This is a genomic window from Pantoea sp. GM_Pan_3, assembly GCF_026541045.1.
Classification (GTDB): domain Bacteria; phylum Pseudomonadota; class Gammaproteobacteria; order Enterobacterales; family Enterobacteriaceae; genus Pantoea; species Pantoea anthophila.
This window is the reverse complement of the sequence record NZ_JALNVA010000001.1, coordinates 1,339,885-1,364,423: the sequence shown is the minus strand read 5'-3', so window position 1 is coordinate 1,364,423 and position 24,539 is coordinate 1,339,885. Positions and strand designations below refer to the sequence as shown.

Below are 24,539 nucleotides of genomic sequence, written 5' to 3'. Positions count from 1 at the left end.
AACAACATGATTCGTTCTTTATGGATCGCTAAGACCGGTCTTGATGCGCAGCAGATGAACATGGACGTGATTGCCAACAACCTGGCTAACGTCAGCACCAATGGCTTTAAGCGTTCGCGTGCCGTGTTCGAAGATCTGATGTACCAGACCATGCGCCAGCCGGGCACGCAGTCGTCCGAACAGACGACGCTGCCTTCCGGTCTGCAGATCGGCACCGGTGTCCGTCCGGTCACCACCGAGCGTCTGCACACCCAGGGCAACCTGTCACAGACCAGCAATTCAAAAGATATCGCCATTAACGGCCAGGGCTATTTTCAGATTCAGATGCCGGATGGCACCTCTGCTTATACCCGTGACGGCGCGTTTCAGGTGGATCAGAACGGCCAGTTGGTGACCAACTCCGGTTTCCCGGTGCAGCCCGGTATCACCATTCCGGCTAACGCCACCAGCATCACGGTTTCGCGTGACGGTGTGGTCAGTGTGACGCAGCAGGGCCAGGCCCAGGCTGCGCAGGTGGGTCAGTTAACCCTGAGCACCTTCATGAACGATGCCGGTCTCGATAGCGTGGGTGAAAACCTCTACAAGGAAACTCAGGCATCGGGCGCACCGACTGACAGCACGCCAGGCCAGAACGGCGCGGGTCTGCTCTATCAGGGCTATACCGAAACCTCAAACGTTAACGTGGCGGAAGAGCTGGTCACTATGATTCAGACGCAGCGCGCTTACGAAATCAACAGCAAGGCGATCAGTACCTCTGATCAGATGCTGGCGAAATTAACGCAGATTTAATCCCGAACAGGGCCAGCCCGTGCTGGCCTGAATGACAGACATTAATAAGGTCGTGACGCCGTGGCGAAGCAACAGATTCTCAAGCCTGGACATTGGTTAGTCGCCTCGCTGCTGCTAACTCTTAACGGTTGTGCCCTGGTCCCCCGGACCCCGCTGGTCGAAGGCGCAACCACAGCACAGCCGATGCCGTCCGCGCCACCGGTGGTAAACGGCTCCATTTTCCAGGGCGTCGCGCCGCTTAACTACGGCTATCAGCCGCTGTTTGAAGACCGCCGTCCACGCAACATTGGCGATACCCTGACCATCACGCTGCAGGAAAACGTCAGTGCCAGCAAAAGCTCTTCCGCCAATGCCAGCCGCGATGGCAGCAATAGCTTTGGCCTGAACGCCGTGCCGACCGGTCTGGCGGGGCTGGTGGGTGCCGGTGGCGAAAAAGCCAATATCAGCGCGGAAGGCAAAAACGATTTCGCCGGGAAAGGGGGCGCATCTGCCAACAACACCTTTACCGGCACCATTACCGTCACGGTGGATCAGGTGTTGTCGAACGGCAACCTCCACGTGGTCGGTGAAAAACAGATCGCCATTAATCAGGGCACGGAGTTCATTCGCTTCTCAGGTGTAGTCAACCCACGCACCATCAGCGCCAGCAACGCCGTGTTATCTACCGCTGTCGCCGATGCACGTATTGAGTACGTCGGAAATGGCTATATCAATGAGGCGCAGACCATGGGTTGGTTACAGCGCTTCTTCCTGAACATCTCGCCGATGTAAGAGGTTTCAATGAAAAAGTTAACGCTGTTGCGCGCCGGGCTGGCGCTGCTGCTGGGCGTCAGCCTGCTGGCAAAAGCCGATTTGATCCGTGACTTAACCACCATCCAGGGGGTTCGCGAGAACCAGCTACTGGGCTATGGCCTGGTTGTGGGTCTCGATGGTACCGGTGACCAGACGACCCAGACGCCGTTTACCACTCAGACCGTCAGCAACATGCTGTCACAGCTGGGGATTACCGTACCCGCAGGCACTAACATGCAGCTGAAAAACGTGGCGGCGGTTATGGTCACCGCAAAACTGCCCGCGTTTGCCCGTCAGGGACAGAACCTGGATGTGGTGGTCTCTTCGCTGGGTAACGCCAAAAGCCTGCGCGGCGGCACGCTGTTAATGACGCCGCTGAAAGGGGTCGATAACCAGGTCTATGCGCTGGCGCAGGGAAATATCCTCGTCGGCGGTGCAGGCGCATCGGCAGGCGGCAGCAGTGTTCAGGTTAACCAGCTTAACGGCGGCCGGATTACCGGCGGGGCCACGGTAGAGCGTGAACTGCAGAGCAACTTTGGTTCGCAGAACACCATTAACCTGCAGCTGAACAACGAAGACTTCTCCATGGCGCAGCGGATTGCTGATGCCATTAACGCGCGTGGGGGATATGGCTCGGCTCAGCCGCTGGATGCGCGTACCGTGCAGATCCGCGTCTCACCAAACAATGGTGCGCAGGTGCGTCTGCTGGCCGATATCCAGAACATTAACGTCTCGATTCCGGTCGAAGATGCCAAAGTGATCATCAACTCCCGTACCGGTTCGGTGGTGATGAACCGCGAAGTGACGCTGAATCAGTGTGCGGTGGCGCAGGGCAACCTCTCTGTGACGGTCAACCAGCAGCAGAACGTCAGCCAGCCTGATACCCCGCTGGCCGGTGGTCAGACGGTGGCGACAACGCAGACCCAGATCGATCTGCGTCAGAGCGGCGGTGCGCTGCAACGCGTCAACGCCAGCGCCAACCTGAACAACGTGGTGCGTGCACTGAATGCGCTGGGCGCTTCACCTATCGAGCTGATGTCGATTCTGCAGTCAATGCAGAGTGCCGGCTGTCTGCGTGCCAAACTGGAAATTATCTGATGGCTGATATGCAATCTGTGATGAGTGCGGCTTACGACAGCCGCTCCCTGAATGAACTGAAACACCAGGCCAGCAACGACCCGAAAGGGCATGCGTTGCAGGTGGCGCGTCAGGTCGAAGGGATGTTTGTACAGATGATGCTGAAGAGTATGCGCGAGGCGTTGCCGCAGGACGGCATTATGAGCAACGAACAGACCAAACTCTTCACCTCTATGTATGACCAGCAGATTGCGCAGGAGATGGGGAAACGCGGGCTTGGCCTGGCGGAAACCATCGTCAAACAGATGCAGCCCGCTGTCGCGCCGGATGAGAAAGCCGGAACGGTGCCGATGAAGCTGGATAACAGCTTCATCCTCAGTACCAGCGGGGCGACGCCGATGCCGGCGCAGCAGCTGGAGCAGATGGTGCGTAAAGCTATGCCGCGTCTGCCTGCCGCTTCGCCAACCGGCCTGCCCAGCGACAGCCGCGAGTTTATCGCGCAGCTGACGCAGCCCGCGCAGGCGGCCAGTCAGCAGAGTGGTATCCCTCATCACCTGATTCTGGCGCAGGCGGCGCTGGAGTCGGGCTGGGGCCAGCGTCAGATCCTGACCCGCGACGGCAAACCGAGCTACAACGTCTTCGGCATCAAAGCGAGTGGCGACTGGAAGGGTGACACCACCGACATCATGACCACCGAATATGAGCAGGGCGAAGCGAAAAAAGTCCGGGCCAGCTTCCGGGTCTATAACTCCTATTTCGAGGCGCTGACCGACTACGTCCGGCTCCTGACGAAAAACCCACGCTATGCGGCGGTCACTACCGCATCCAGTGCAGAGCAGGGTGCGCAGGCGCTGCAGGCGGCGGGCTATGCCACCGATCCTAAATATGCGCAGAAGCTGGTGGGAATGATTCAGCAATTCAAAAGCATGGGCGACAAAGTCGTTAAAGCGTACAGCCAGGATATTGGCGACCTGTTCTGATCATTGCGCCTCAAGTTTCACTTAAGCAAGCCGATAACATCACCATAAGCCAGATGCGTTTTCGCCCGCTGGCGTTCATTCAGATCTCTGCCAGCCCGGTTGACGGGGGAACGTAAGGAACCGAGATGTCCAGCATAATTAACTCCGCGATGAGCGGATTGAGTGCCGCACAGGCCGCCCTGAGCACCACCAGTAATAACATCACGAACTACACCGTGGCGGGCTACTCCCGTCAGACAACGGTGCTGGCGCAGGCAAACAGTACCCTGCAGGGCAACAGCTATTACGGCAACGGCGTAAAAATCTCCGGTGTACAGCGCGAGTATGATGCTTTCATCGCAACGCAGTTGCGCGGTGCCAGTGCCAGCTACAGTGCTGTCGATCTCCAGCATAGCCAGATCTCTAACATTGACGATCTGCTGTCGACCTCGACCACCAGTCTCTCCACCTCCCTGCAGGGCTTCTTTACCAACCTGCAGAACGTGGTCAGCAACGCCAACGATCCCTCGGCGCGTCAGTCTATGCTCAGTAACGCTCAGGGGCTGGTCAGCCAGTTTCAGACCACGGCGCAGTATCTGAACAACATGCAGAACAGCGTCAATTCTGATGTCGCCTCCAGCGTGAAACAGATCAACACCTACAGCTCGCAGATTGCCGACCTCAACCAGCAGATTGCCAAACTGACAAACGGCAACGGTGCCGAACCTAACGATCTGCTGGATAAACGCGATCAGCTGGTTAACGAGCTGAATAACGTGGTTGGCGTCACGGTTTCGCAGCAGGATGGCAATTACACCGTATCCATGGCCAACGGCCTGACGCTGGTCAACGGCTACAAATCCAGCGATCTGGTGGCGATGAACTCCAGCAGCGATCCGACACGCACCACCATCGGCTATGTCGACAAACAGGCGGGCAACGTCGAGATCCCGGAAAAGCTGATCACCACCGGATCGCTGGGCGGTCTGCTGGCGTTCCGCTCTCAGGATCTCGATCTGGCACAGAATCAGCTCGGACAGCTGGCGGCGGCCTTTACCACCAGCTTTAACGACGTGCACAAGCAGGGCTTTGACAGCAACGGCGACCAGGGTGTCGATTTCTTTAACATCGGCACTCCGCTGGTAGTCAGCAACAGCAAAAACAGTACCGCTGCGTCGGTCACCGCCGAATGGACCGATACCAGCGCGCTGAAAGCCTCTAACTACACCGTCAGCTATGACGGCACTAAATGGACTGCCACCCGTGCTTCAGACAGCACGGCGGTCACCATTGCGCAGGGAACCGACGCCAGTGGCAACACGACGCTGAGCTTTGATGGTCTGAAACTGACCGTCGCGGCCACCCCGGCACCTGCCGCAAAAGACAGTTTCCTGGTGAAGCCGGTTCAGAACGTCATTAACGACATGTCCGTAGCGATTACCAGTGAATCCCAGGTAGCCGCGGCGAGCGCCGTGGGCGGCGAAAGTGATAACCGCAATGCGCAGAAGCTGCTGAACCTGCAGGATGTGAAGCTGGTGGGCGGAAATGCCACGCTGTCGCAGGCTTATGCGAGCATCGTCAGCACCGTGGGTAACAAAACCAGCTCGCTGGAAACTACCAGCACCACCCAGAAAAGCGTGGTCAGTCAGCTGACCGATCGCCAGCAGTCGGTCTCGGGTGTCAACCTCGATGAGGAGTACGCCAATCTGACCAGATACCAGCAATATTACATGGCCAATGCGCAGGTGCTGCAGACGGCCAGCACCGTGTTTAACGCATTGATCAATATTCGCTAAGGGCAGGAGATAACATGCGAATCAGTACAAATATGATTTTTGACCAGCAGGTGCGCGGCATTACCGACTCGCAGGCCTCCTGGCTGAAAGTGGGTGAACAGCTCTCCAGCGGCCGTCGTGTGACTAATCCGTCGGACGATCCGATTGCCGCGTCACGCGCGGTGGTGCTGTCACAGACCCAGCAGCAGGGGAGTCAGTATGCGCTGGCGCGTACCTTTGCTGAGCAGGGGCTCTCCCTGGAAGAGAATGCGCTGAAAGGCGTGACCAGCAGCATCCAGAGCGCACAGACGCTGATCGTCAACGGTTCAACCGGTACGCTGAGCGACGATGACCGTGGCTCGATCGCCACCCAGCTGGAAGGGATCCGTGCTCAGTTGCTGAACCAGGCAAACAGCCAGGATGCCAACGGACGTTACATCTTTGCCGGTTATAAAACCGACAGCGCGCCTTTTGTTGATGGTGCCGGAACCGGCGTCAGCTACGCGGGCGGCACAGAAGCCATCACTCAGAAGGTGGACTCCAGCCGTACCATGACCGTGGCGCACACCGGTGATGATGTCTTCATGTCTATCACCAGCAACGCAACCAAAGAACCGGATGGCAGCGCCAGCGAAACCAACCTGTTTAAAATGCTGGATAGCGCGATTGCCGCCCTGAAAGTGCCGCAGGATGATGCTGACGCCGCAACCAAAAAGACCTTCCAGGACGCCATGGATAAAACCAACCGCGGCCTGGGCAACGCGCTGAATAATGTTTTAACCGTGCGTTCTGAGATTGGTACGCAGCTGTCTGAAATCGATACGCTGAATGCGCAGGGTGATGACCGCGACGTGATCTATAACTCCCAGATGAGTGACCTGGTGAACGTGGACTACACCGAGGCCGTGTCCAGCTACACCATGCAGCAGACGGCACTACAGGCTTCTTATAAGACCTTTACCGACATGTCGAAGATGTCACTGTTCAAGCTGAACTCGTAATCTGACCTGAAAATTTGAGCGTACTTTAACCGGATACGCTTAGTTTTTCCCACTCTCCCCCTCAGGGAGGGTGGGATTTTTTTTGCCTGTGATTCAGCGACTGGCGGAGCAGGGGGACAGAATGGCAGCCATAAAAAAACCCCGGCTAAGGCCGGGGTTCAGATGACAACTGCTGAGTGATTACGGCTTGGTTGCCGGGGCTGTTGCCTGATGCGTGGCGCTGTGACCGCCTGCTGAACCGCGACCGTCGAACTGATACGGTGAACGTACCCAGTCACTGTGCGGAGCCGGTTCTGACTGCCAGGCTGGCGCCGGGGCTTTAGTCATTGGCGCAGAGGCGAAGTGCTTCCAGCGCGTGCCGTCATTGGCTACCGCATCAGCAGCAGGCGCGGCTGCTGCCGGCTCGGCTGCGGTCACGGGAGCTGCAGGCGCAACATCGCGCGCGGCAACCGGTGCGTGAGGTTCCTGAACCGGCGCAGTGTCAGCATCGGCTGCGACCGGAGCCTTCAGAACCTCTTCAACCTCGGCGGCAATCGCTTCGCTGACATCAACGGCAGCGTGCTCAGCAACGTCAGCTGGCTGTGCGGCATCCGCAGAGGTCGCAACCGGGGTTTCCGTGACCGGTTCAGCAGGAACGGCTTCAGCCGCGACCACTTCTGCTTTTGCTTCATCTGCAGCAGGAACCACAGAAGGCTGCTGATCAACCGGTGCTTCAATAGCACGGGTGTCGTCAGTGTTCACCACCGGCACGGGCGTTTCTGCCAGTGGCTCGGCCTGCTGTACTGCGGCGTCAGCCTGCTGAACTGGCGCATCGGCTTGCGGCGCAGCCTGCTCTGCAGAGACATCTGCCTGTACTGCGGATTCAGCCGCAGCCGCAGCCGCGACCGGCAGCGCAGTGACTTCTGCGCTCTCTTCAGGGCTGTACGCCGGTGTCTCATGCGTCACATTCTGAACCTGCTCTTCGCTGGCCTGGCTTACCGGGTAGCGAACCCAGACTTTACCGGACGCCATCTCAGGCGAGGCTGCTGCCGCAGCCAGAGGCATTGCAGACTGCGTCGGATAACGCTCATCACGGTAACGACGGCGACGTTGTCCGCTGACGCGCAGATGACGCGGTGAACGACGTGAGCGACGCGGCATATTCGCACCGTCGCGGTTCTCGTTGTCATCCTGCTCATCAGTCTGAGCACTCTGCAACTCAGGCTGCGGCTGAGCAACGTCGGCCGGCTGAGGCTGACGCATTTCGGCAGGCTGCGCATTGTCGCTGGCATCCGCTGCCACAGGCTGACGGTTGTCATCAACGCGTACCTTCTGGTTCAGCTGACGCGGCTTACGACGCGGCATAACCTGAACGCGTTCCTCTTCCTGTGCGTCAGTCGCTTCCGGCGCATCTGCCACGGCTGACTGCTCAGCGGCTTTGGCGGCTTCTTCACCCGCGCGCTTCTCTTCCTGACGACGACGCTGACGTTCTGCACGCTGTTCACGGCGCTGCTGCTGCTGCTCTTCACGCTGCTGACGCGCTTCTTCGCTCAGTGCCGGACGCTCTTCGCGAGCCTCGCCAGACTGAGACTGACGCTTGTTGCGGCGATTATCGTTGCCATCACGCGGCTCGCGGCTTTCGCGTGGCTCACGGCTCTCACGCGGTTCACGTGGCTCGCGACTTTCACGCGGTTCACGGCCTTCGCGTGACTGTGCATTGTCACCGTTACGCGGCGTGCGTTCACGACGATTGTTGTTGCGACGGTTGTTATTGTTGCGACGCTCGCCGCCACGGGAGGAACTCTGCTCCTGCTCACTTTCTGCGGCTTTCTGCGGTTCAGCAACGGTAGCGGTCTCAGGCTTAGCAGCAGGGGCTTCTTCGCCCGCGAACATTTTTTTCAGGCCACCCAGCAGGCGTCCGAAGAAACCGGTGCTGACGGTCGCTGACGGTGCCATTGCCGGCGCGCCTTTTGCTGCGGGCTTGCTTTCGGTGCGCTTCGCTTCAGGGGCGACTTCAACCGGGGCCGGCGGCGCATCTGGCATCACAAAGGCAGCCAGAGCTGGCTGCTCAGGACGACGACGCTCAGAGTGCTCCTCATCCGACGGCATTGCCATCTCGGCTTCATGCAGCTTCGGCAGGTGATAACTCAGGGTCTGCGTCTCTTCGCCTTTACGCACGCGCAGCACGGAGTAGTGTGGGGTCTGCATCTTGTCATCAGGAACGATGATCGCCCGCACGCCACCCTGGCGTTTTTCAATCGCGTTGACCGCTTCACGTTTTTCGTTCAGCAGGTAAGAGGCCACCTGAACCGGAACAATCGCGTGCACTTCTTTGGTGTTGTCTTTCAGCGCTTCTTCTTCAATCAGACGCAGAATCGACAGCGCCAGCGACTCGTTATCACGAATGGTGCCGGTGCCGCTGCAGCGCGGGCAGACGTGATGGCTGGACTCGCCCAGTGACGGACTCAGGCGCTGACGTGACATCTCCAGCAGGCCAAAACGTGAAATGTGGCTGATCTGAATACGGGCACGATCCTGACGGACCGCTTCACGCAGCCGATTCTCGACGGCGCGCTGATGGCGAACCGGAGTCATATCGATGTAATCGATAACGATCAGCCCGCCCAGGTCGCGCAGACGCAGCTGACGGGCAATCTCATCGGCCGCTTCCAGGTTGGTGTTAAACGCCGTCTCTTCGATGTCACCGCCGCGTGTCGCACGGGCTGAGTTGATATCGATAGCGGTCAGCGCTTCCGTGCTGTCGATGACGATGGAGCCACCGGACGGCAGGCGAACTTCGCGCTGGAACGCGGATTCAATTTGCGATTCGATCTGATAGTGGCTGAACAGCGGGATTTCACCGGTGTAGAGCTTGATTTTGCTGCTGAAGTCCGGACGGCCCAGCGCAGCGATGTGCTGACGCGCCAGCTCCAGGACTTTCGGGTTATCGATAAGGATTTCACCGATGTCCTGACGCAGATAGTCGCGGAAGGCACGCACAATCACGTTACTTTCCTGATGGATCAGGAAGGGCGCCGGACGGCTCTCTGCGGCTTTTTTGATCGCATCCCAGTGCTTAAGACGGAAACTTAAATCCCACTGCAGCGATTCGGCAGATTTGCCGACGCCTGCGGTACGGACGATCAGGCCCATGCCTTCCGGCAGTTCCAGCGCAGACAAGGCTTCTTTCAGCTCGGTACGGTCGTCACCTTCAATGCGGCGGGAGATACCGCCTGCACGCGGGTTGTTCGGCATCAGCACCAGATAACTGCCCGCCAGCGAGATAAAGGTGGTCAGCGCCGCGCCTTTATTGCCGCGCTCTTCTTTATCGATCTGAACAATGACTTCCTGACCTTCACGCAGCACATCTTTAATGTTGGGACGGCCATGCGCGTTGTAGCTGGAGGGGAAGTATTCGCGGGAAATTTCTTTTAACGGGAGGAAACCGTGACGCTCTGCGCCGTAGTCGACAAACGCAGCTTCAAGGCTGGGTTCAATGCGAGTGATTTTACCTTTGTAGATGTTGGCTTTTTTCTGTTCGTGTCCGGGGCTTTCGATATCCAGGTCGTACAGACGCTGACCGTCAACCAGGGCAACGCGCAACTCTTCCTGCTGAGTTGCGTTTATTAACATTCTTTTCATCGTGACTTACTCGTTATTCTTTCATGAGTGATTACAGCTGCGGGCATAGTTACCCTGGACGAGTATCAACCGATGGCCCCGTGACTTAGTGCAATGTCGTCAACCTCACGGCTGTCGACCGCGCGAGGGGCGCAAATAACGTCGGTGGCCTGTTTTTCATAAGGGAAAACAGCACCAGATAGTGGAAATGCCTGAGACAATTAAAAAACCCGTGCATCCCATACTGTTGTCCAGGCCGCAACCCGCAGCCCGCTAAGTGCCTGATTTCGCATTACGTCTTACGCCATTGCTGCGTGTCTGCTCAATCCGGCAAAATGACAATTTCGCTCTTTTTCTGCCCTGAAATGCTTCAGGTAAGAAACTCAAGCATTATTCCACTGCTAACCTTCATATAGCAAGGCGACTTTAGCCAGCTTGTGAAGTTTCTTTACATTTAACTTATTAATGTGTCGGACAAAGCAGCGGTTTGCTGAAAAAGTCAGCAGGGAGGCGACCTGCCGCCACATCAACCCCAGAGTTAAGCACAGAAAAAGGGGTGGCGCTATCAGGGGACACTATTTAGAATCGCCGCCATGAAAACAGAGAATCCGGGCGTACAATTTGTCGCCATCACGGCTGAAAATGCCGGACAACGCATTGATAACTTTTTGCGCACCCAGCTCAAGGGTGTGCCAAAAAGCATGGTTTATCGCATCGTTCGCAAAGGCGAGGTGCGGGTAAATAAAAAGCGCGTCAAGCCCGAATATAAGCTGGAGGAGGGCGATGAGGTTCGCATTCCACCGGTGCGGGTCGCCGAACGCGATGACGAGGCCGTGTCACCGAAGCTGGCAAAAGTGGCCTCACTGGCTGACGCCATTCTGTATGAAGATGAGGCGCTGCTGGTGATGAACAAGCCTTCCGGCACCGCCGTTCACGGAGGCAGCGGGTTGACCTTCGGCGTCATTGAAGGCCTGCGCGCACTGCGTCCCGAAGCACGCTTCCTGGAACTGGTGCATCGCCTGGACCGTGACACCTCCGGTATTCTGCTGGTGGCGAAAAAGCGCTCGGCGCTGCGCTCCCTGCATGAGCAACTGCGCGAAAAGGGGATGCAGAAGGATTATCTGGCGCTGGTGCGCGGCAACTGGCCGTCACACCTGAAAGTGGTTCAGGCTCCGCTGCTGAAAAATATCCTGCAGAGCGGCGAACGCGTGGTGCGCGTCAGCAGCGAAGGCAAACCCTCTGAAACCCGCTTTAAAGTGGAAGAGCGGTTTGAGTTTGCCACGCTGGTGAAGGCCAGCCCGGTAACCGGGCGCACGCACCAGATTCGTGTGCATACGCTGCACGCCGGTCATCCTATCGCGTTTGACGATCGCTATGGCGAACGCGACTTTGACAGTCAGCTGGCGGCAACTGGCTTAAATCGCCTCTTCCTGCACGCGGCGGCCCTGACCTTTACCCATCCTGGCACGGGCGACGTGATGCGGGTGGAAGCGCCGCTGGACGAAGGCCTGAAGCAGTGTCTGCTCAGGTTACGTCAGCGTAAAGGGTGAGTGCTCCGGCATCACGCGGTTAAAGGATTGATGCCGGCCTGCTGCAGCATTGCATTGAGCGCAATCAGCGGCAGGCCGACCAGCGTGTTGGGGTCGCGCCCCTCCAGTCGATCAAACAGACAAATTCCCAGCCCCTCACTTTTAAAGCTGCCCGCACACTGAAGCGGCTGCTCCCTCTCAACATAGCCGGTAATTTCTGCCTCGGTTAAGGTGCGGAAATGCACCACAAAAGGTTCGCACTCCTGCAGCAGTGTGCCACTGGCGGGGTGACAGAGTGCCAGGCCGGTATAAAACGTGATCGCTTTGCCGCTGGCGGCACGCAGCTGCGCCCGCGCCTTCTCTGCGGTGTGAGGCTTTCCGGTAATCACGCCATCCAGTACACAGACCTGGTCAGAGCCGATAATCCAGTGACTGGGGTAGGTTTCTGCCAGTGCCTGCGCTTTGGCTTTGGCAAGTCGCGTCACCAGCGCCTGCGCCGATTCATCCGGCAGCGGCGACTCATCTACTTCTGGCGCAGCCGTAATAAAAGGCAGCCCCAGCTTGCGCAGCAGCGCCTGTCGGAAGGGGGAGGTCGAAGCTAAAAGAATCGATGGCGTCATTTTTTTTCAATAGTAATAGCGAATTGGTGACAGTCATTTTAAACTGTGCGCCGCACTGGATGCGAATAGTGGTTGAAAGATGCTGTTTAACGGCCTTTTTCTTTGACTCTATGACATTACAAAGTTAATATGCGCGCCCTATGCAAAAGGTAAAATTACCCCTAACGCTGGACCCTGTCCGCACCGCTCAGAAGCGCCTTGATTATCAGGGTGTCTACACATCTGCACAGGTGGAGCGTGTGGCCGAGTCGGTCGTTAGTGTGGACAGTGATGTGGATTGTGCCATGTCGTTCGCGGTTGATAGCCAACGTCTGGCGGTACTGACGGGTACTGCTGAAGTTCAGGTGACGTTGCGTTGTCAGCGCTGCAACCAGACCTTTCCCCATCACGTAAAAGTCAGTTTTTGTTTCAGTCCCGTCTCTTCTGAAGAGCAGGCCGAAGCATTGCCGGAAGCGTACGAGCCGGTCGATGTCAACGAATTTGGTGAGATCGATCTGCTGGCGGTTGTTGAGGATGAACTGATTCTCGCGCTGCCGGTCGTTCCGGTGCACGATTCTGAACACTGTGAAGTGTCCGAGGCGGACATGGTCTTTGGCAAACTGCCTGCAGAGGCGGAGAAACCAAATCCATTTGCCGTATTAGCCAGTTTAAAGCGTAAGTAATAGGAGTAAGGTCCATGGCCGTACAACAGAATAAACCCACCCGTTCTAAGCGTGGTATGCGTCGTTCGCACGATGCGCTGACCACTGCTGCTCTGTCAGTAGATAAAGTTTCTGGCGAAACTCATCTGCGTCACCACATCACTGCGGACGGTTACTACCGCGGTCGCAAGGTTATCGTTAAGTAAGTTTCTTGCTTAGCAAGGCGATACCTTGACACGTTTGACCCTGGCGATTGATGCCATGGGCGGGGACTTCGGTCCCTGCGTGACAGTGCCTGCAGCATTGCAGGCACTGGCCTCTCATTCGGAACTATTCCTTCTTCTGGTCGGACATCCCGACACTCTCATGCCATTGCTTGCCAAAGCGGATTCCTCCCTGATGGGGCGTTTGCAGGTTATCCCTGCCGAATCGGTTATTGCAAGTGATGCGCGGCCCGCTCAGGCCATCCGGAACAGTCGCGGCAGCTCAATGCGTGTGGCGCTGGAGATGGTGAAAGAGGGACGTGCCCAGGCCTGTATCAGCGCCGGTAATACCGGGGCTTTGATGGGGCTGTCGACACTCTTATTAAAACCGCTGGACGGCATTAAGCGTCCGGCGCTGATGTCCGTTTTGCCGCATCAGCAGCAGGGTAAAACGGTGGTACTCGATCTGGGCGCGAATGTGGACTCAGACAGTGCGATGCTGGTGCAGTTTGCCGTGATGGGTTCCGTGATGGCCGAGTATGTACTGGGGATTTCACAGCCCCGTGTTGCATTGCTCAACATCGGTCATGAAGAGACCAAAGGGCTGGAAACAATCCGTGACGCCGCGGTTATGCTGCGAGAATCACCGCACATCAACTATATTGGTTACCTCGAAGGTAACGAGCTGCTGACCGGTAAAACCGATGTCATGGTCTGTGACGGTTTTGTCGGGAACGTCACGCTGAAGACGATGGAAGGCGTGGTAAGAATGTTTCTTTCTCTGCTGAAGTCCTCAGGGGAAGGCAAAAAACGGTCATGGTGGCTTCAGTTGCTGGGGCGCTGGGTTCAGAAACGTCTGGCAAAGCGCTTCGGGCATCTCAACCCCGACCAGTACAATGGCGCTTGTCTGTTAGGATTGCGCGGAACAGTGATCAAGAGTCACGGCGCAGCAAATCAACACGCCTTCGCCGTGGCGATAGAACAGGCAGAGCAGGCGGTGAGGCAGCAAATTCCCGAACGAATTGCTGCGCGCCTTGATGCTGTATTAGCCAGGAGTGACAAAGCCTAGATGTATACCAAAATTATCGGTACGGGCAGTTATCTGCCCAGCCAGGTTCGCACCAATGCCGATCTGGAAAAAATGGTGGAGACGTCGGACGAGTGGATTGTTACCCGTACCGGCATCCGTGAGCGTCGCATTGCTGCACCTGACGAAACCGTCGCCACCATGGGATTCAGCGCCGCTCAGCGCGCGCTGGAAATGGCCGGCATTGAGGCGAATGACGTTGGGCTGATCATTGTCGCCACAACCTCTTCCAGCCATGCCTTCCCGAGCTCCGCCTGCATGATCCAGCAAATGCTGGAGATCAAAGACTGCGCGGCGTTTGACCTTGCGGCCGCCTGCGCCGGTTTCACCTATGCACTGAGCGTGGCCGATCAATACATCAAAAATGGCGCCGTAAAACATGCGCTGGTGATTGGTGCTGATGTGCTGGCGCGTGCGCTGGATCCGGAAGATCGCGGCACCATCATCCTGTTCGGTGATGGCGCGGGTGCGGTTGTGCTGGGCCAGAGCGAAGAGCAGGGGATCATCTCTACTCATCTGCACGCCGACGGTCGCTATTCGCAGCTGCTGACCCTGCCTTATCAGGATCGCGCGCATCAGGATCAGCCTGCCTATCTCACCATGGCGGGCAACGAAGTCTTTAAGGTCGCCGTAACCGAGCTGGCCCACATCGTTGACGAAACGCTGCAGGCCAATAATCTCGATCGTGAAATGCTGGACTGGCTGGTGCCGCATCAGGCTAACCTGCGCATCATCAGCGCCACCGCGAAAAAACTCGGCATGACCATGGATAAAGTGGTCGTCACACTGGATCGCCACGGCAACACCTCTGCCGCCTCGGTGCCAAGCGCACTGGACGAAGCGGTTCGTGATGGCCGCATCAAACCCGGACACCTTATTCTGCTGGAAGCCTTTGGTGGTGGATTCACCTGGGGTTCTGCGCTGGTTCGCTTTTGATTGACAGGAACGAAAGATGACGCAAATTGCATTTGTTTTTCCCGGTCAGGGTTCACAGACCGTGGGCATGCTGGCTGAATTAGCAGCCACTTATCCGCAGGTTGAAGAGACCTTCCGTGAAGCTTCTGACGCGCTGGGATACGATCTGTGGCAGTTAGTCAGTCAGGGTCCGGCTGAAGAGCTGAATAAAACCTGGCAGACTCAGCCAGCCCTGCTGGCCGCCTCCGTGGCTATCTACCGTGTCTGGCAGGCGCAGGGCGGCGAACAGCCCGTTCTGATGGCCGGTCACAGCCTGGGCGAGTACTCGGCACTGGTGTGTGCAGGCGTGCTCAACTTCGCTGACGCGGTGAAACTGGTTGAACTGCGCGGCAAACTGATGCAGGAAGCGGTGCCGGAAGGCACGGGCGCAATGCAGGCGATTATTGGCCTGGATGACGCCGCTATCCGTCAGGCCTGTGAAGAGAGTGCTCAGGGCCAGGTTGTTTCGCCGGTAAACTTCAACTCGCCAGGCCAGGTGGTCATTGCGGGTAACAAAGAAGCCGTTGAACGTGCAGGCGCTGCCTGTAAAGCAGCGGGTGCCAAGCGTGCCTTACCGCTGCCGGTCAGCGTGCCTTCCCACTGCGCACTGATGAAGCCTGCTGCCGACAAACTGGCGGTGGCGCTTGAAGGCATAACGTTTAATCAGCCTGCGGTGCCGGTCATTAATAATGTCGATGTCAAAGCCGAATCCGACGCGTCGGCTATCCGGCATGCGCTGGTTCGTCAGCTTTACAGCCCGGTTCGCTGGACCGAGAGCGTGGAAGCGATGGCAGCACAGGGTGTGACACACCTGCTGGAGATGGGTCCGGGCAAAGTCCTGACCGGTCTGACCAAACGCATTGTCGATACCCTGACCGCTGCTGCCGTGAACGATACGGCTTCACTGAACGCTGCACTCGGAAAGGAATAAGAGGAAAATCATGAGCTTTGAAGGTAAAGTTGCGCTGGTTACCGGCGCGAGTCGCGGCATTGGTCGTGCGATTGCAGAAACCCTGGTGGCACGCGGTGCCAGAGTCGTCGGAACTGCAACCAGCCAGAGTGGCGCCGACGCCATCAGTGCTTACCTTGGCGACAAGGGCAAGGGCCTGTTACTGAATGTGACTGACGCTGACTCCATTAACAGCGTTTTAGAGAATATTCGCGCTGAATTTGGCGAAGTGGATATTTTAGTCAATAATGCAGGCATTACGCGTGACAATCTTCTCATGCGCATGAAGGACGATGAGTGGCAGGATATCCTGGATACTAACCTCACATCGGTATTCCGCCTTTCTAAGGCGGTTCTGCGTGCCATGATGAAAAAGCGCGTGGGCCGTATCATCACCATTGGTTCCGTTGTCGGCACCATGGGTAACGCGGGCCAGGCAAACTACGCAGCAGCAAAAGCGGGTTTGATTGGCTTTAGCAAATCACTGGCGCGCGAAATCGCGTCACGTGGCATTACCGTCAACGTCGTGGCTCCAGGCTTTATTGAGACTGACATGACGCGGGCACTGAACGAAGATCAACGTTCCGGTATTTTGGCGGAAGTGCCAGCGGGTCGCTTAGGCGAAGCGCAGGAAATCGCCAATGCTGTGGCATTTTTAGCCTCTGACGAAGCAGCCTACATCACAGGTGAAACGCTGCACGTCAATGGCGGAATGTACATGGTCTGATAAATCACGAAATCATTTGCATTATTTGCGGTTAAAACCGCAAAATAACGCAAAATCGTGGTTAGACCAGCCGGGATTTTGTTGCATCTTTTTCACCATTTTATACACTACGAAAACCATCGCGAAAGCGAGTTTTGATAGGAAATTAAATAGTATGAGCGATATCGAACAACGCGTTAAGAAAATCATCAGTGAGCAGCTGGGTGTGAAAGAGGAAGAAGTCACCAACTCTGCATCTTTCGTAGAAGACCTGGGTGCCGATTCTCTTGATACCGTTGAGCTGGTGATGGCTCTGGAAGAAGAGTTTGATACTGAGATTCCAGACGAAGAAGCTGAGAAAATCACTACCGTTCAGGCAGCGATCGACTACATCAATAGCCATAAAGGCTAATGAATATCTTCAGGCGGTCGCTCGACCGCCTGATTTTTTTGTTTGTCCCACATAGTTCCTATTTCCCCTCCCTGGAGGACGAACGTGTCTAAGCGTCGTGTAGTTGTGACTGGTCTTGGCATGTTGTCTCCTGTCGGCAATACCGTAGAGTCTACCTGGAGTGCTCTCCTTGCCGGTCAGAGCGGCATTACCCTGATCGACCATTTTGATACCAGTGCTTATGCAACGCGTTTTGCAGGTCTGGTAAGAGATTTTAATTGTGATGATTTCATCTCGCGCAAAGATCAGCGCAAGATGGACGAATTCATCCAATACGGCATCGTGGCTGGTATTCAGGCCATGCAGGACAGCGGTCTGGTTGTGACCGAGGAAAATGCAGGCCGTATGGGCGCAGCGATTGGCTCCGGCATCGGTGGCCTGGGTCTGATTGAAGAGAATCATACCTCCCTGGTCAACGGCGGCCCGCGCAAAATCAGTCCATTCTTTGTGCCTTCAACCATCGTTAACATGGTGGCGGGTCATCTCACCATCATGTATGGCCTGAAAGGTCCGAGCATCTCTATTGCGACAGCCTGTACTTCTGGCGTCCATAACATCGGTCATGCTGCACGTATCATCGCCTATAACGATGCTGACGTGATGCTGGCAGGTGGCACAGAGAAAGCCAGTACGCCATTGGGCGTGGGCGGTTTTGGTGCTGCACGTGCGCTCTCAACCCGTAACGACAACCCGCAGGCGGCAAGCCGTCCGTGGGATAAAGATCGTGACGGTTTTGTGCTGGGCGACGGTGCCGGTATCGTGGTGCTGGAAGAGTACGAACACGCGAAAAAACGCGGCGCGAAGATCTATGCAGAAATCGTCGGTTTCGGCATGAGCAGCGACGCTTACCACATGACATCACCACCGGAAAACGGTTCTGGTGCGGCGGCAGCGATGGTCAACGCGCTGCGTGACGCTCAGCTGGATCCGGCGCAGATCGGCTACGTTAACGCGCACGGCACGTCAACGCCGGCCGGTGATAAAGCGGAAGCGCAGGCAGTGAAATCCGTGTTTGGTGCGGCGGCACAGAGCGTGATGGTCAGCTCGACCAAGTCGATGACCGGTCACCTGCTGGGTGCGGCAGGCGCGGTGGAGGCGATCTACTCGATTCTGGCGCTGCGCGACCAGGCGATTCCACCGACCATCAACCTCGACAATCCGGATGAAGGCTGCGATCTCGACTTCGTGCCTCATACCGCACGTCAGGTTACCGGCCTGGAATACACGCTGTGTAACTCCTTTGGCTTTGGCGGAACCAACGGTTCGTTGATTTTCCGTAAAGTGTAATCGGTGTTGATGCGTAAAAAGGCCCGCGATGCGGGCCTTTTTTTATCCTGCAGAATGCGCTGAAATCACACGTCATCCCCGGGAGAGAACGATGTGGATTAACGGTATCAAACAATCAACGCTGGCAGCCAGCGACCGTGGCCTGCAGTTTGGCGACGGCTGCTTTACCACCGCGGCTGTGCGACAGGGTAACATTCTGCTGCTGAAGAACCACCTTAAGCGGCTCAGGCAGGGCTGCGAACGGTTATGGATCGGCGGCATTGACTGGCTTCAGCTTGAGGCTGAGATGAAACAGGCCGCGCAGGGGCAGGAGCAGGCCGTTCTGAAAGTGATTATCAGCGCCGGTAGCGGCGGACGCGGATACAGCCGGCAGGGCTGCGCCGAACCCACACGGATTGTTTCGCTCGCGCCCTGGCCGCACCATTACGCCACGTTGCAGCAGCGTGGTGTGTCTCTCAGCCTCAGTCCGGTTCGTCTGGCGCGTAATCCTCTGTTTGCCGGTATCAAACATCTTAATCGCCTGGAGCAGGTGCTGATCAGGGCTCATCTTGACCAGACAGACGCCGACGAGGCGCTGGTGCTTGACACTGAAGGTTGGGTGGTGGAATGCTGTGCGGCCAATTTATTCTGGCGTCACGGCACGCAGATTTACACCCCCGATCTGTCAGAATCGGGTGTGGATGGCATTATGCGGCGGAGTCTGATGGCACAACTCGCGGCGGCAGGTCAGGCTTGCCAGGTCATAAAAAGCGAACCGGCGCAGTTGCTGGACGCCGATGAAGTGGTGATATGTAATGCGCTTATGCCGGTTCTGCCGGTCCGACAGATAGAAGCGTCGCACTTTACTGAACGCTCGCTGTTTAATCAGTTGCTCGCAAGCTGTGAAAAGATAATGGATGCATCATGAGTCGAAGCAAAAAAATTCTCGCCGCTCTGCTGGCGATAGTGGGTCTCGCCGCGGTTGTCAGTTACTGGCAGGTTAAGCAGTTTGCGGCCACCCCTTTAACACTGCATCAGGAAACGATCTACACGCTGCCTGCCGGTACGGGACGGGTGGCGCTTGAAGCGCAGCTGGAAGAGCAGAAGATCATACCTGAGAGCATCTGGTTCGGTGCGCTGCTGAAGCTGGAGCCGGAACTGGCGACGTTTAAGGCGGGAACCTATCGCCTTGAGCCGACCATGACGGTGCGTTCGCTGTTACAGCTGCTGGCCAGCGGTAAAGAAGCACAGTTCCCGTTGCGGTTTGTGGAAGGTCAGCGGCTGAAAGAGTGGCTGAGTGAACTGCGAAAGGCACCCTATATCCGGCATACCCTGAAAGACGATCAGTTCGCTACCGTTGCCAGCGCGCTTAACGTGCCAGCGGATCAGCTGGAGGGCAACTTTTTCCCCGATACCTGGCTCTACACGGCGAACACCACCGATGTTTCGCTGCTGCAGCGTGCACATGAACGCATGAAAAAAACCATTGAGGAAGTGTGGCAGGGCCGGGCAGACAATCTGCCCTATAAAACGCCACAGGATCTGGTCACGATGGCCTCTATTATTGAAAAAGAGACTGCCGTCAGCGCCGAGCGTGCGCGGGTTGCGTCGGTCTTTATCAATCGTCTGCGCACGGGGATGCGCCTCCAGACCGATCCCACGGTGATCTATGGCATGGGCGACAGCTACACCGGTACGCTGACCCGCAAAGATCTGGAGACGGCCAGCAGTTACAATACCTATATGATTAATGGCCTGCCGCCTGGCCCGATCGCCATACCGGGCAAAGCCTCGCTGCAGGCAGCGGCCCATCCGGAAAAAACCAACTATCTCTACTTTGTGGCGGATGGCAAGGGCGGGCATACCTTTACTACGAATCTTGCCAGCCATAATAAGGCGGTGCAGGTCTACCGGCAGACGCTTAAGGAAAAAAATGGACAGTAAGTTTATCGTCATTGAAGGCCTGGAAGGCGCCGGAAAAACCACCGCGCGCGACGCTATCGTCGCCACGCTGCGCGCCCGGGGCATCACCGATCTGGTCTTTACCCGGGAGCCGGGCGGAACGCCGCTGGCGGAACAGCTGCGGGTGCTGGTCAAGCAGGGGATTGAGGGTGAACAGGTTACCGATAAAGCGGAACTGCTGATGCTCTACGCTGCTCGGGTTCAGCTGGTGGAAACCGTGATCAAACCGGCGCTGGCGCGCGGGGCCTGGGTGATCGGCGATCGTCACGATCTCTCCTCTCAGGCTTATCAGGGGGGCGGACGGGGACTCGACAGCGATCTGATGCAGACGCTGCGCAGTGCGGTACTCGGCGACTTCCGTCCGGATCTGACGCTCTATCTGGATGTGACACCTGAGATCGGTCTGCAGCGCGCCCGGGCACGCGGTGAACTGGACCGCATTGAGCAGGAGTCGCTGCGCTTCTTCGAACGCACCCGGGCGCGCTACCTGGCGCTGGCAGCCGCGGATCCGGCCATCCTCACGATTGATGCCACACAGGCGCTGCCTGATGTGACGGCGTCACTTCAGGCAGCGCTGGATACGTGGCTGGCGGAGCAGGCGTGATGAACTGGTATCCGTGGCTGAACCAGCCTTATCGCCAGATCATTAGTCAGCATCAGGAGAATCGCGCTCACCATGCGCTGATGATCCACGCGATGACGGGCATGGGCGATGAGGCGCTGGTCTGGGGAATGAGCCGCTGGCTGATGTGTCAGCAGCCGGATGGCCTGAAAAGTTGCGGCCAGTGCCACGGTTGCCAGCTGATGCAGGCTAATACGCACCCGGACTGGTACCGGCTTGAGGCGGAGAAAGGTAAATCCACGCTGGGCATTGATGCAGTACGGCAGGTGACAGAAAAAATGTACCACTTTGGTCAGCAGGGGGGGGCAAAAGTCGTCTGGCTGCCGGATGCGGCACAGCTTTCGGAAGCGGCGGCCAACGCCCTGCTGAAAACGCTGGAAGAGCCCCCCGCTAACAGCTGGTTCTTCCTCAGCAGCCGCGATCCGTCACGGCTGCTGGCAACGCTGCGCAGTCGCTGCATGACGCTGCACCTGACGCCACCGGATGAAGGGCAGAGCCTGCTCTGGCTGAAGAAGCACGCCTCACAGGATGAAGCGATGCTGCTGGCGGCGTTACGCCTGAGCGCGGGAGCGCCCGGTGCGGCGCTGAGTCTGCTGGACACCGGGCCGTGGCAGGCCAGACAGAAGCTCTGCGACGCGCTGCCTGCGGCGTTGCAGCATGACATCCTGCAACTGCTGCCGGTGCTGAATGCAGACGATGCGGCAGCACGCATTGGCTGGCTGATTTCATTACTGCTGGACGCCATGAAATGGCAGCAGAATGCGGAGCAGTGGCTGAGCAACATCGATCGCCAGGATGTGGTGGCCTTACTGGCCAGCCACTTTTCAGCCAGCGCGCTCAACAACACGGCCCGGACCTGGATGCGCTGCCGTGAACAGCTACTGCATGTGGCGTCAGTCAACCGTGAATTATTGCTGACCGATCAGCTCCTGAGCTGGGCAGATAACCAGAAGCCCGCCCTGATCGGCTAAATCACTCTGAGAGTCTTTATGTTTATTGTCGATTCCCATTGCCATCTTGATGGCCTGGATTATGAAAAGAACCACCGTGACCTGGATGATGTGCTCGCCAAAGCGGCGGCGCGTGATGTGAAATTTATGCTGGCCATCGCCACCACGCTGCCGGGTTTTCATACCCTGAAGCAGCTGGTGGGGGAGCGAAAAAACATTGCGCTCTCCTGCGGCGTGCATCCGCTGAATCAGGAAGAGGCGTACGATGTTGAGGAGTTTCGCCGGCTCGCTGCCGATCCCCGCGTGGTCGCGCTGGGTGAAACCGGGCTGGATTATCACTACCAGCCTGAGACGCGGGAGCAGCAGCAGCGCTCGTTCCGGGAACATATCCGAACCGGTATCGCACTGAACAAACCGATTATTGTTCACACCCGCGATGCGCGTGACGATACGCTGGCGATCCTGCGGGAAGAGCAGGTTGAGCGCTGTGGCGGCGTGCTGCACTGCTTCACAGAGGATCAGCCCACCGCGGCTAAACTGCTTGATATGGGCTTCTACATCTCCTTCTCCGGTATCGTTACCTTCCGTAATGCCGAACAGTTACGTGAGGCCGCACGCTATGTACCGCTGGACCGGATGCTGGTCGAAACCGACTCGCCGTATCTGGCCCCGGTGCCTTATCGCGGCAAAGAGAACCAGCCCGCCTATACGCGCGACGTTGCCGACTATCTGGCCGTGCTGAAAGGGGTTGATATTGAAACGCTGGCGGAGGCGACCACCCGCAACTTCTCTACGCTGTTTCATATCCCGATGAGTCAGCTCGGTGCCTGAGTCGGCCGGTTTATTTCAGTCTCTGTAATTAATCTGCAATCTTCCCGAATGACCCTGTTTTTCTGAACAGGGTCAGTTTTTTATTGCGTGTTGCAGCGCTGAATTAATCAGAAATTTCGCAAATCATGCCGCTGTAATTGTTGAAACGTGATAGCCGTCAAAGTAAAAAATCGGTAATTATTTTACCCTTCGTAATAAATCAAAAGGCGGTTACCGCCACCCCGGTAAAGAATCCTCCCTCTTTACCACGCGCACTGCGCAAATATGCACTCATACTCAGGAGCTTCACGCTATGTTCAAAAATGCTTTTGCCAACCTTCAAAAGGTCGGTAAATCGCTGATGCTGCCGGTATCGGTTCTGCCGATTGCCGGGATTTTATTAGGGGTCGGTTCAGCTAATTTCAGCTGGTTACCTGCAGTAGTTTCGCATGTGATGGCAGAAGCGGGCGGCTCGGTGTTCGCCAATATGCCGCTGATTTTTGCGATTGGTGTGGCGCTGGGCTTTACCAACAATGACGGCGTTTCCGCACTGGCCGCTGTGGTCGCGTATGGCATCATGGTGAAAACCATGGCGGTCGTGGCGCCGCTGGTTCTGCATCTGCCGGCGGCAGAGATCGAGGCTAAACACCTCGCCGACACCGGGGTGCTTGGCGGAATTATCGCCGGCTCCATCGCCGCCTATATGTTTAACCGTTTTTACCGCATCAAGCTGCCTGAGTATCTGGGCTTCTTTGCCGGTAAGCGTTTTGTGCCGATTATTTCCGGCCTGGCGGCGATTGTGCTGGGCGTGCTGCTCTCCTTCATCTGGCCACCGGTGGGTGCCGCGATTCAGGAGTTCTCGCAGTGGGCGGCCTATCAGAACCCGGTTGTGGCCTTTGGTATCTATGGCGTCGTAGAACGCGCTCTGGTGCCGTTTGGTCTGCATCACATCTGGAACGTGCCTTTCCAGATGCAGATTGGCGAGTACACCAACGCCGCAGGCCAGGTGTTCCACGGCGATATCCCACGCTACATGGCGGGTGACCCGACTGCCGGTAAACTCTCAGGCGGCTTCCTGTTCAAAATGTACGGCCTGCCGGCTGCTGCGATTGCTATCTGGCACTCCGCGAAACCTGAAAACCGTGCCAAAGTCGGCGGCATCATGATCTCTGCTGCGCTGACCTCGTTCCTGACCGGTATCACCGAACCGATTGAATTCTCATTCATGTTCGTGGCACCCATCCTGTATGTGATCCATGCCATTCTGGCGGGTCTGGCGTTCCCAATCTGTATCCTGCTGGGGATGCGTGATGGCACCAGCTTCTCGCACGGTCTGATCGACTTTATCGTGCTGAGCGGCAACAGCAGCAAAATCTGGCTGTTCCCGATTATCGGTATCATCTACGGTCTGGTGTACTACACCCTGTTCCGCGTACTGATTGTTAAGCTGAACCTGAAAACGCCTGGCCGTGAAGAGAGCAGCAGCAGCGAGCAATCTTCTGCGACCGGTACAGAGATGGCTGGCAAACTGGTTGCTGCGTTTGGCGGTAAAGAGAACATCACTAACCTGGATGCCTGTATCACTCGTCTGCGCGTCAGCGTGGCCGATGTGGCGAAAGTGGATCAGTCAGAACTGAAAAACCTCGGCGCCCGCGGCGTGGTGGTGGCCGGTTCAGGTGTGCAGGCCATTTTCGGCACCAAGTCCGATAACCTGAAAACCGATATGGATGATTACATCCGCAGCATGTAACGAGACACGCTGATGAGAAAGCCCCGCACTGCGGGGCTTTTTTTTT

The 24,539-nt window shown here is 57.1% G+C and carries 23 protein-coding genes; 21 read left to right on the top strand and 2 right to left on the bottom strand.

Annotated elements, in window-relative coordinates; genetic code table 11:
* Nucleotides 1–6: 6 nt before the first annotated feature.
* The 6 genes from flgG (at nt 7) to flgL (ending at nt 6,393) form a co-directional block, all read left to right on the top strand.
* Complete coding sequence (gene flgG, locus OXR04_RS06445; protein ID WP_009090877.1) at nt 7–789, top strand: flagellar basal-body rod protein FlgG; 783 nt, start codon at nt 7–9, stop codon at nt 787–789.
* Nucleotides 790–849: 60 nt separating this feature from the next.
* Complete coding sequence (locus OXR04_RS06440; protein WP_033736336.1) at nt 850–1,560, top strand: flagellar basal body L-ring protein FlgH; 711 nt, start codon at nt 850–852, stop codon at nt 1,558–1,560.
* A 9-nt stretch (nt 1,561–1,569) separates the two neighbouring features.
* Nucleotides 1,570–2,679, top strand: a complete 1,110-nt coding sequence (locus OXR04_RS06435) for a flagellar basal body P-ring protein FlgI (protein WP_009090875.1) — start codon at nt 1,570–1,572, stop codon at nt 2,677–2,679.
* Complete coding sequence (gene flgJ / locus OXR04_RS06430; RefSeq protein ID WP_009090874.1) at nt 2,679–3,638, top strand: flagellar assembly peptidoglycan hydrolase FlgJ; 960 nt, start codon at nt 2,679–2,681, stop codon at nt 3,636–3,638. The genes OXR04_RS06435 and flgJ overlap by 1 nt, the downstream gene beginning before the upstream one ends.
* Nucleotides 3,639–3,763: 125 nt before the next feature.
* On the top strand, nt 3,764–5,413 hold the full coding sequence (gene flgK, locus OXR04_RS06425; RefSeq protein ID WP_267369501.1) for a flagellar hook-associated protein FlgK: 1,650 nt from the start codon (nt 3,764–3,766) through the stop codon (nt 5,411–5,413).
* Between the two features lie 14 nt (nt 5,414–5,427).
* Nucleotides 5,428–6,393: a flagellar hook-associated protein FlgL gene (flgL, locus tag OXR04_RS06420; protein WP_154927856.1), complete on the top strand. Its 966-nt coding sequence runs from the start codon at nt 5,428–5,430 to the stop codon at nt 6,391–6,393.
* Nucleotides 6,394–6,573: 180 nt separating this feature from the next.
* Here flgL and rne read toward each other — a convergent pair whose 3' ends face one another.
* Nucleotides 6,574–10,014, bottom strand: a complete 3,441-nt coding sequence (rne, locus tag OXR04_RS06415) for a ribonuclease E (protein ID WP_267369498.1) — start codon at nt 10,012–10,014, stop codon at nt 6,574–6,576.
* A gap of 572 nt (nt 10,015–10,586) precedes the next feature.
* Between rne and rluC the strand changes: the two genes are divergently transcribed.
* The gene (gene rluC, locus OXR04_RS06410) at nt 10,587–11,543 is read left to right on the top strand and encodes a 23S rRNA pseudouridine(955/2504/2580) synthase RluC (RefSeq protein ID WP_009090870.1); all 957 of its coding nucleotides are present in this window, start codon (nt 10,587–10,589) and stop codon (nt 11,541–11,543) included.
* An 11-nt stretch (nt 11,544–11,554) separates the two neighbouring features.
* On the opposite strand, the gene OXR04_RS06405 is transcribed toward rluC, so the two are convergent.
* Nucleotides 11,555–12,142, bottom strand: a complete 588-nt coding sequence (locus tag OXR04_RS06405; protein ID WP_267369496.1) for a nucleoside triphosphate pyrophosphatase — start codon at nt 12,140–12,142, stop codon at nt 11,555–11,557.
* Nucleotides 12,143–12,282: 140 nt separating this feature from the next.
* Here OXR04_RS06405 and yceD point away from each other — a divergent pair, with 140 nt between their 5' ends.
* The 14 genes from yceD (at nt 12,283) to ptsG (ending at nt 24,493) form a co-directional block, all read left to right on the top strand.
* Nucleotides 12,283–12,804 (top strand): 23S rRNA accumulation protein YceD, encoded by a 522-nt coding sequence (yceD, locus tag OXR04_RS06400; protein WP_009090867.1) that lies wholly within the window; start codon nt 12,283–12,285, stop codon nt 12,802–12,804.
* A gap of 14 nt (nt 12,805–12,818) precedes the next feature.
* Entirely contained in the window at nt 12,819–12,989 is a 171-nt protein-coding gene (rpmF, locus tag OXR04_RS06395; protein WP_003849870.1) for a 50S ribosomal protein L32, read from the top strand.
* Between the two features lie 25 nt (nt 12,990–13,014).
* Nucleotides 13,015–14,055: a phosphate acyltransferase PlsX gene (gene plsX, locus OXR04_RS06390; RefSeq protein ID WP_009090865.1), complete on the top strand. Its 1,041-nt coding sequence runs from the start codon at nt 13,015–13,017 to the stop codon at nt 14,053–14,055.
* A complete protein-coding gene (locus OXR04_RS06385; protein ID WP_150029676.1) occupies nt 14,056–15,009 on the top strand; it encodes a beta-ketoacyl-ACP synthase III in 954 nt (317 codons plus the stop codon).
* Nucleotides 15,010–15,025: 16 nt separating this feature from the next.
* Nucleotides 15,026–15,958 carry an ACP S-malonyltransferase gene (gene fabD / locus OXR04_RS06380; RefSeq protein WP_267369493.1) on the top strand — a complete coding sequence of 311 codons (933 nt, stop codon included), beginning with the start codon at nt 15,026–15,028 and terminating at the stop codon, nt 15,956–15,958.
* Nucleotides 15,959–15,968: 10 nt separating this feature from the next.
* A complete protein-coding gene (gene fabG, locus OXR04_RS06375; RefSeq protein ID WP_009090862.1) occupies nt 15,969–16,703 on the top strand; it encodes a 3-oxoacyl-ACP reductase FabG in 735 nt (244 codons plus the stop codon).
* Nucleotides 16,704–16,857: 154 nt separating this feature from the next.
* The gene (gene acpP / locus OXR04_RS06370; RefSeq protein WP_003849865.1) at nt 16,858–17,094 is read left to right on the top strand and encodes an acyl carrier protein; all 237 of its coding nucleotides are present in this window, start codon (nt 16,858–16,860) and stop codon (nt 17,092–17,094) included.
* Nucleotides 17,095–17,178: 84 nt separating this feature from the next.
* Nucleotides 17,179–18,420 (top strand): beta-ketoacyl-ACP synthase II, encoded by a 1,242-nt coding sequence (fabF, locus tag OXR04_RS06365; protein ID WP_009090861.1) that lies wholly within the window; start codon nt 17,179–17,181, stop codon nt 18,418–18,420.
* Between the two features lie 91 nt (nt 18,421–18,511).
* A complete protein-coding gene (gene pabC, locus OXR04_RS06360) occupies nt 18,512–19,327 on the top strand; it encodes an aminodeoxychorismate lyase (RefSeq protein WP_267369492.1) in 816 nt (271 codons plus the stop codon).
* The gene (gene mltG, locus OXR04_RS06355) at nt 19,324–20,343 is read left to right on the top strand and encodes an endolytic transglycosylase MltG (protein ID WP_046101601.1); all 1,020 of its coding nucleotides are present in this window, start codon (nt 19,324–19,326) and stop codon (nt 20,341–20,343) included. Before pabC ends, mltG begins: the two co-directional genes overlap by 4 nt.
* Nucleotides 20,333–20,965 carry a dTMP kinase gene (gene tmk / locus OXR04_RS06350; protein WP_009090858.1) on the top strand — a complete coding sequence of 211 codons (633 nt, stop codon included), beginning with the start codon at nt 20,333–20,335 and terminating at the stop codon, nt 20,963–20,965. Before mltG ends, tmk begins: the two co-directional genes overlap by 11 nt.
* The gene (holB, locus tag OXR04_RS06345) at nt 20,965–21,954 is read left to right on the top strand and encodes a DNA polymerase III subunit delta' (RefSeq protein WP_111207926.1); all 990 of its coding nucleotides are present in this window, start codon (nt 20,965–20,967) and stop codon (nt 21,952–21,954) included. The genes tmk and holB overlap by 1 nt, the downstream gene beginning before the upstream one ends.
* 18 nt (nt 21,955–21,972) lie before the next feature.
* A complete protein-coding gene (locus tag OXR04_RS06340) occupies nt 21,973–22,764 on the top strand; it encodes a metal-dependent hydrolase (RefSeq protein WP_111207925.1) in 792 nt (263 codons plus the stop codon).
* A 292-nt stretch (nt 22,765–23,056) separates the two neighbouring features.
* Nucleotides 23,057–24,493: a PTS glucose transporter subunit IIBC gene (gene ptsG, locus OXR04_RS06335; protein WP_009090856.1), complete on the top strand. Its 1,437-nt coding sequence runs from the start codon at nt 23,057–23,059 to the stop codon at nt 24,491–24,493.
* Nucleotides 24,494–24,539: the final 46 nt, after the last annotated feature.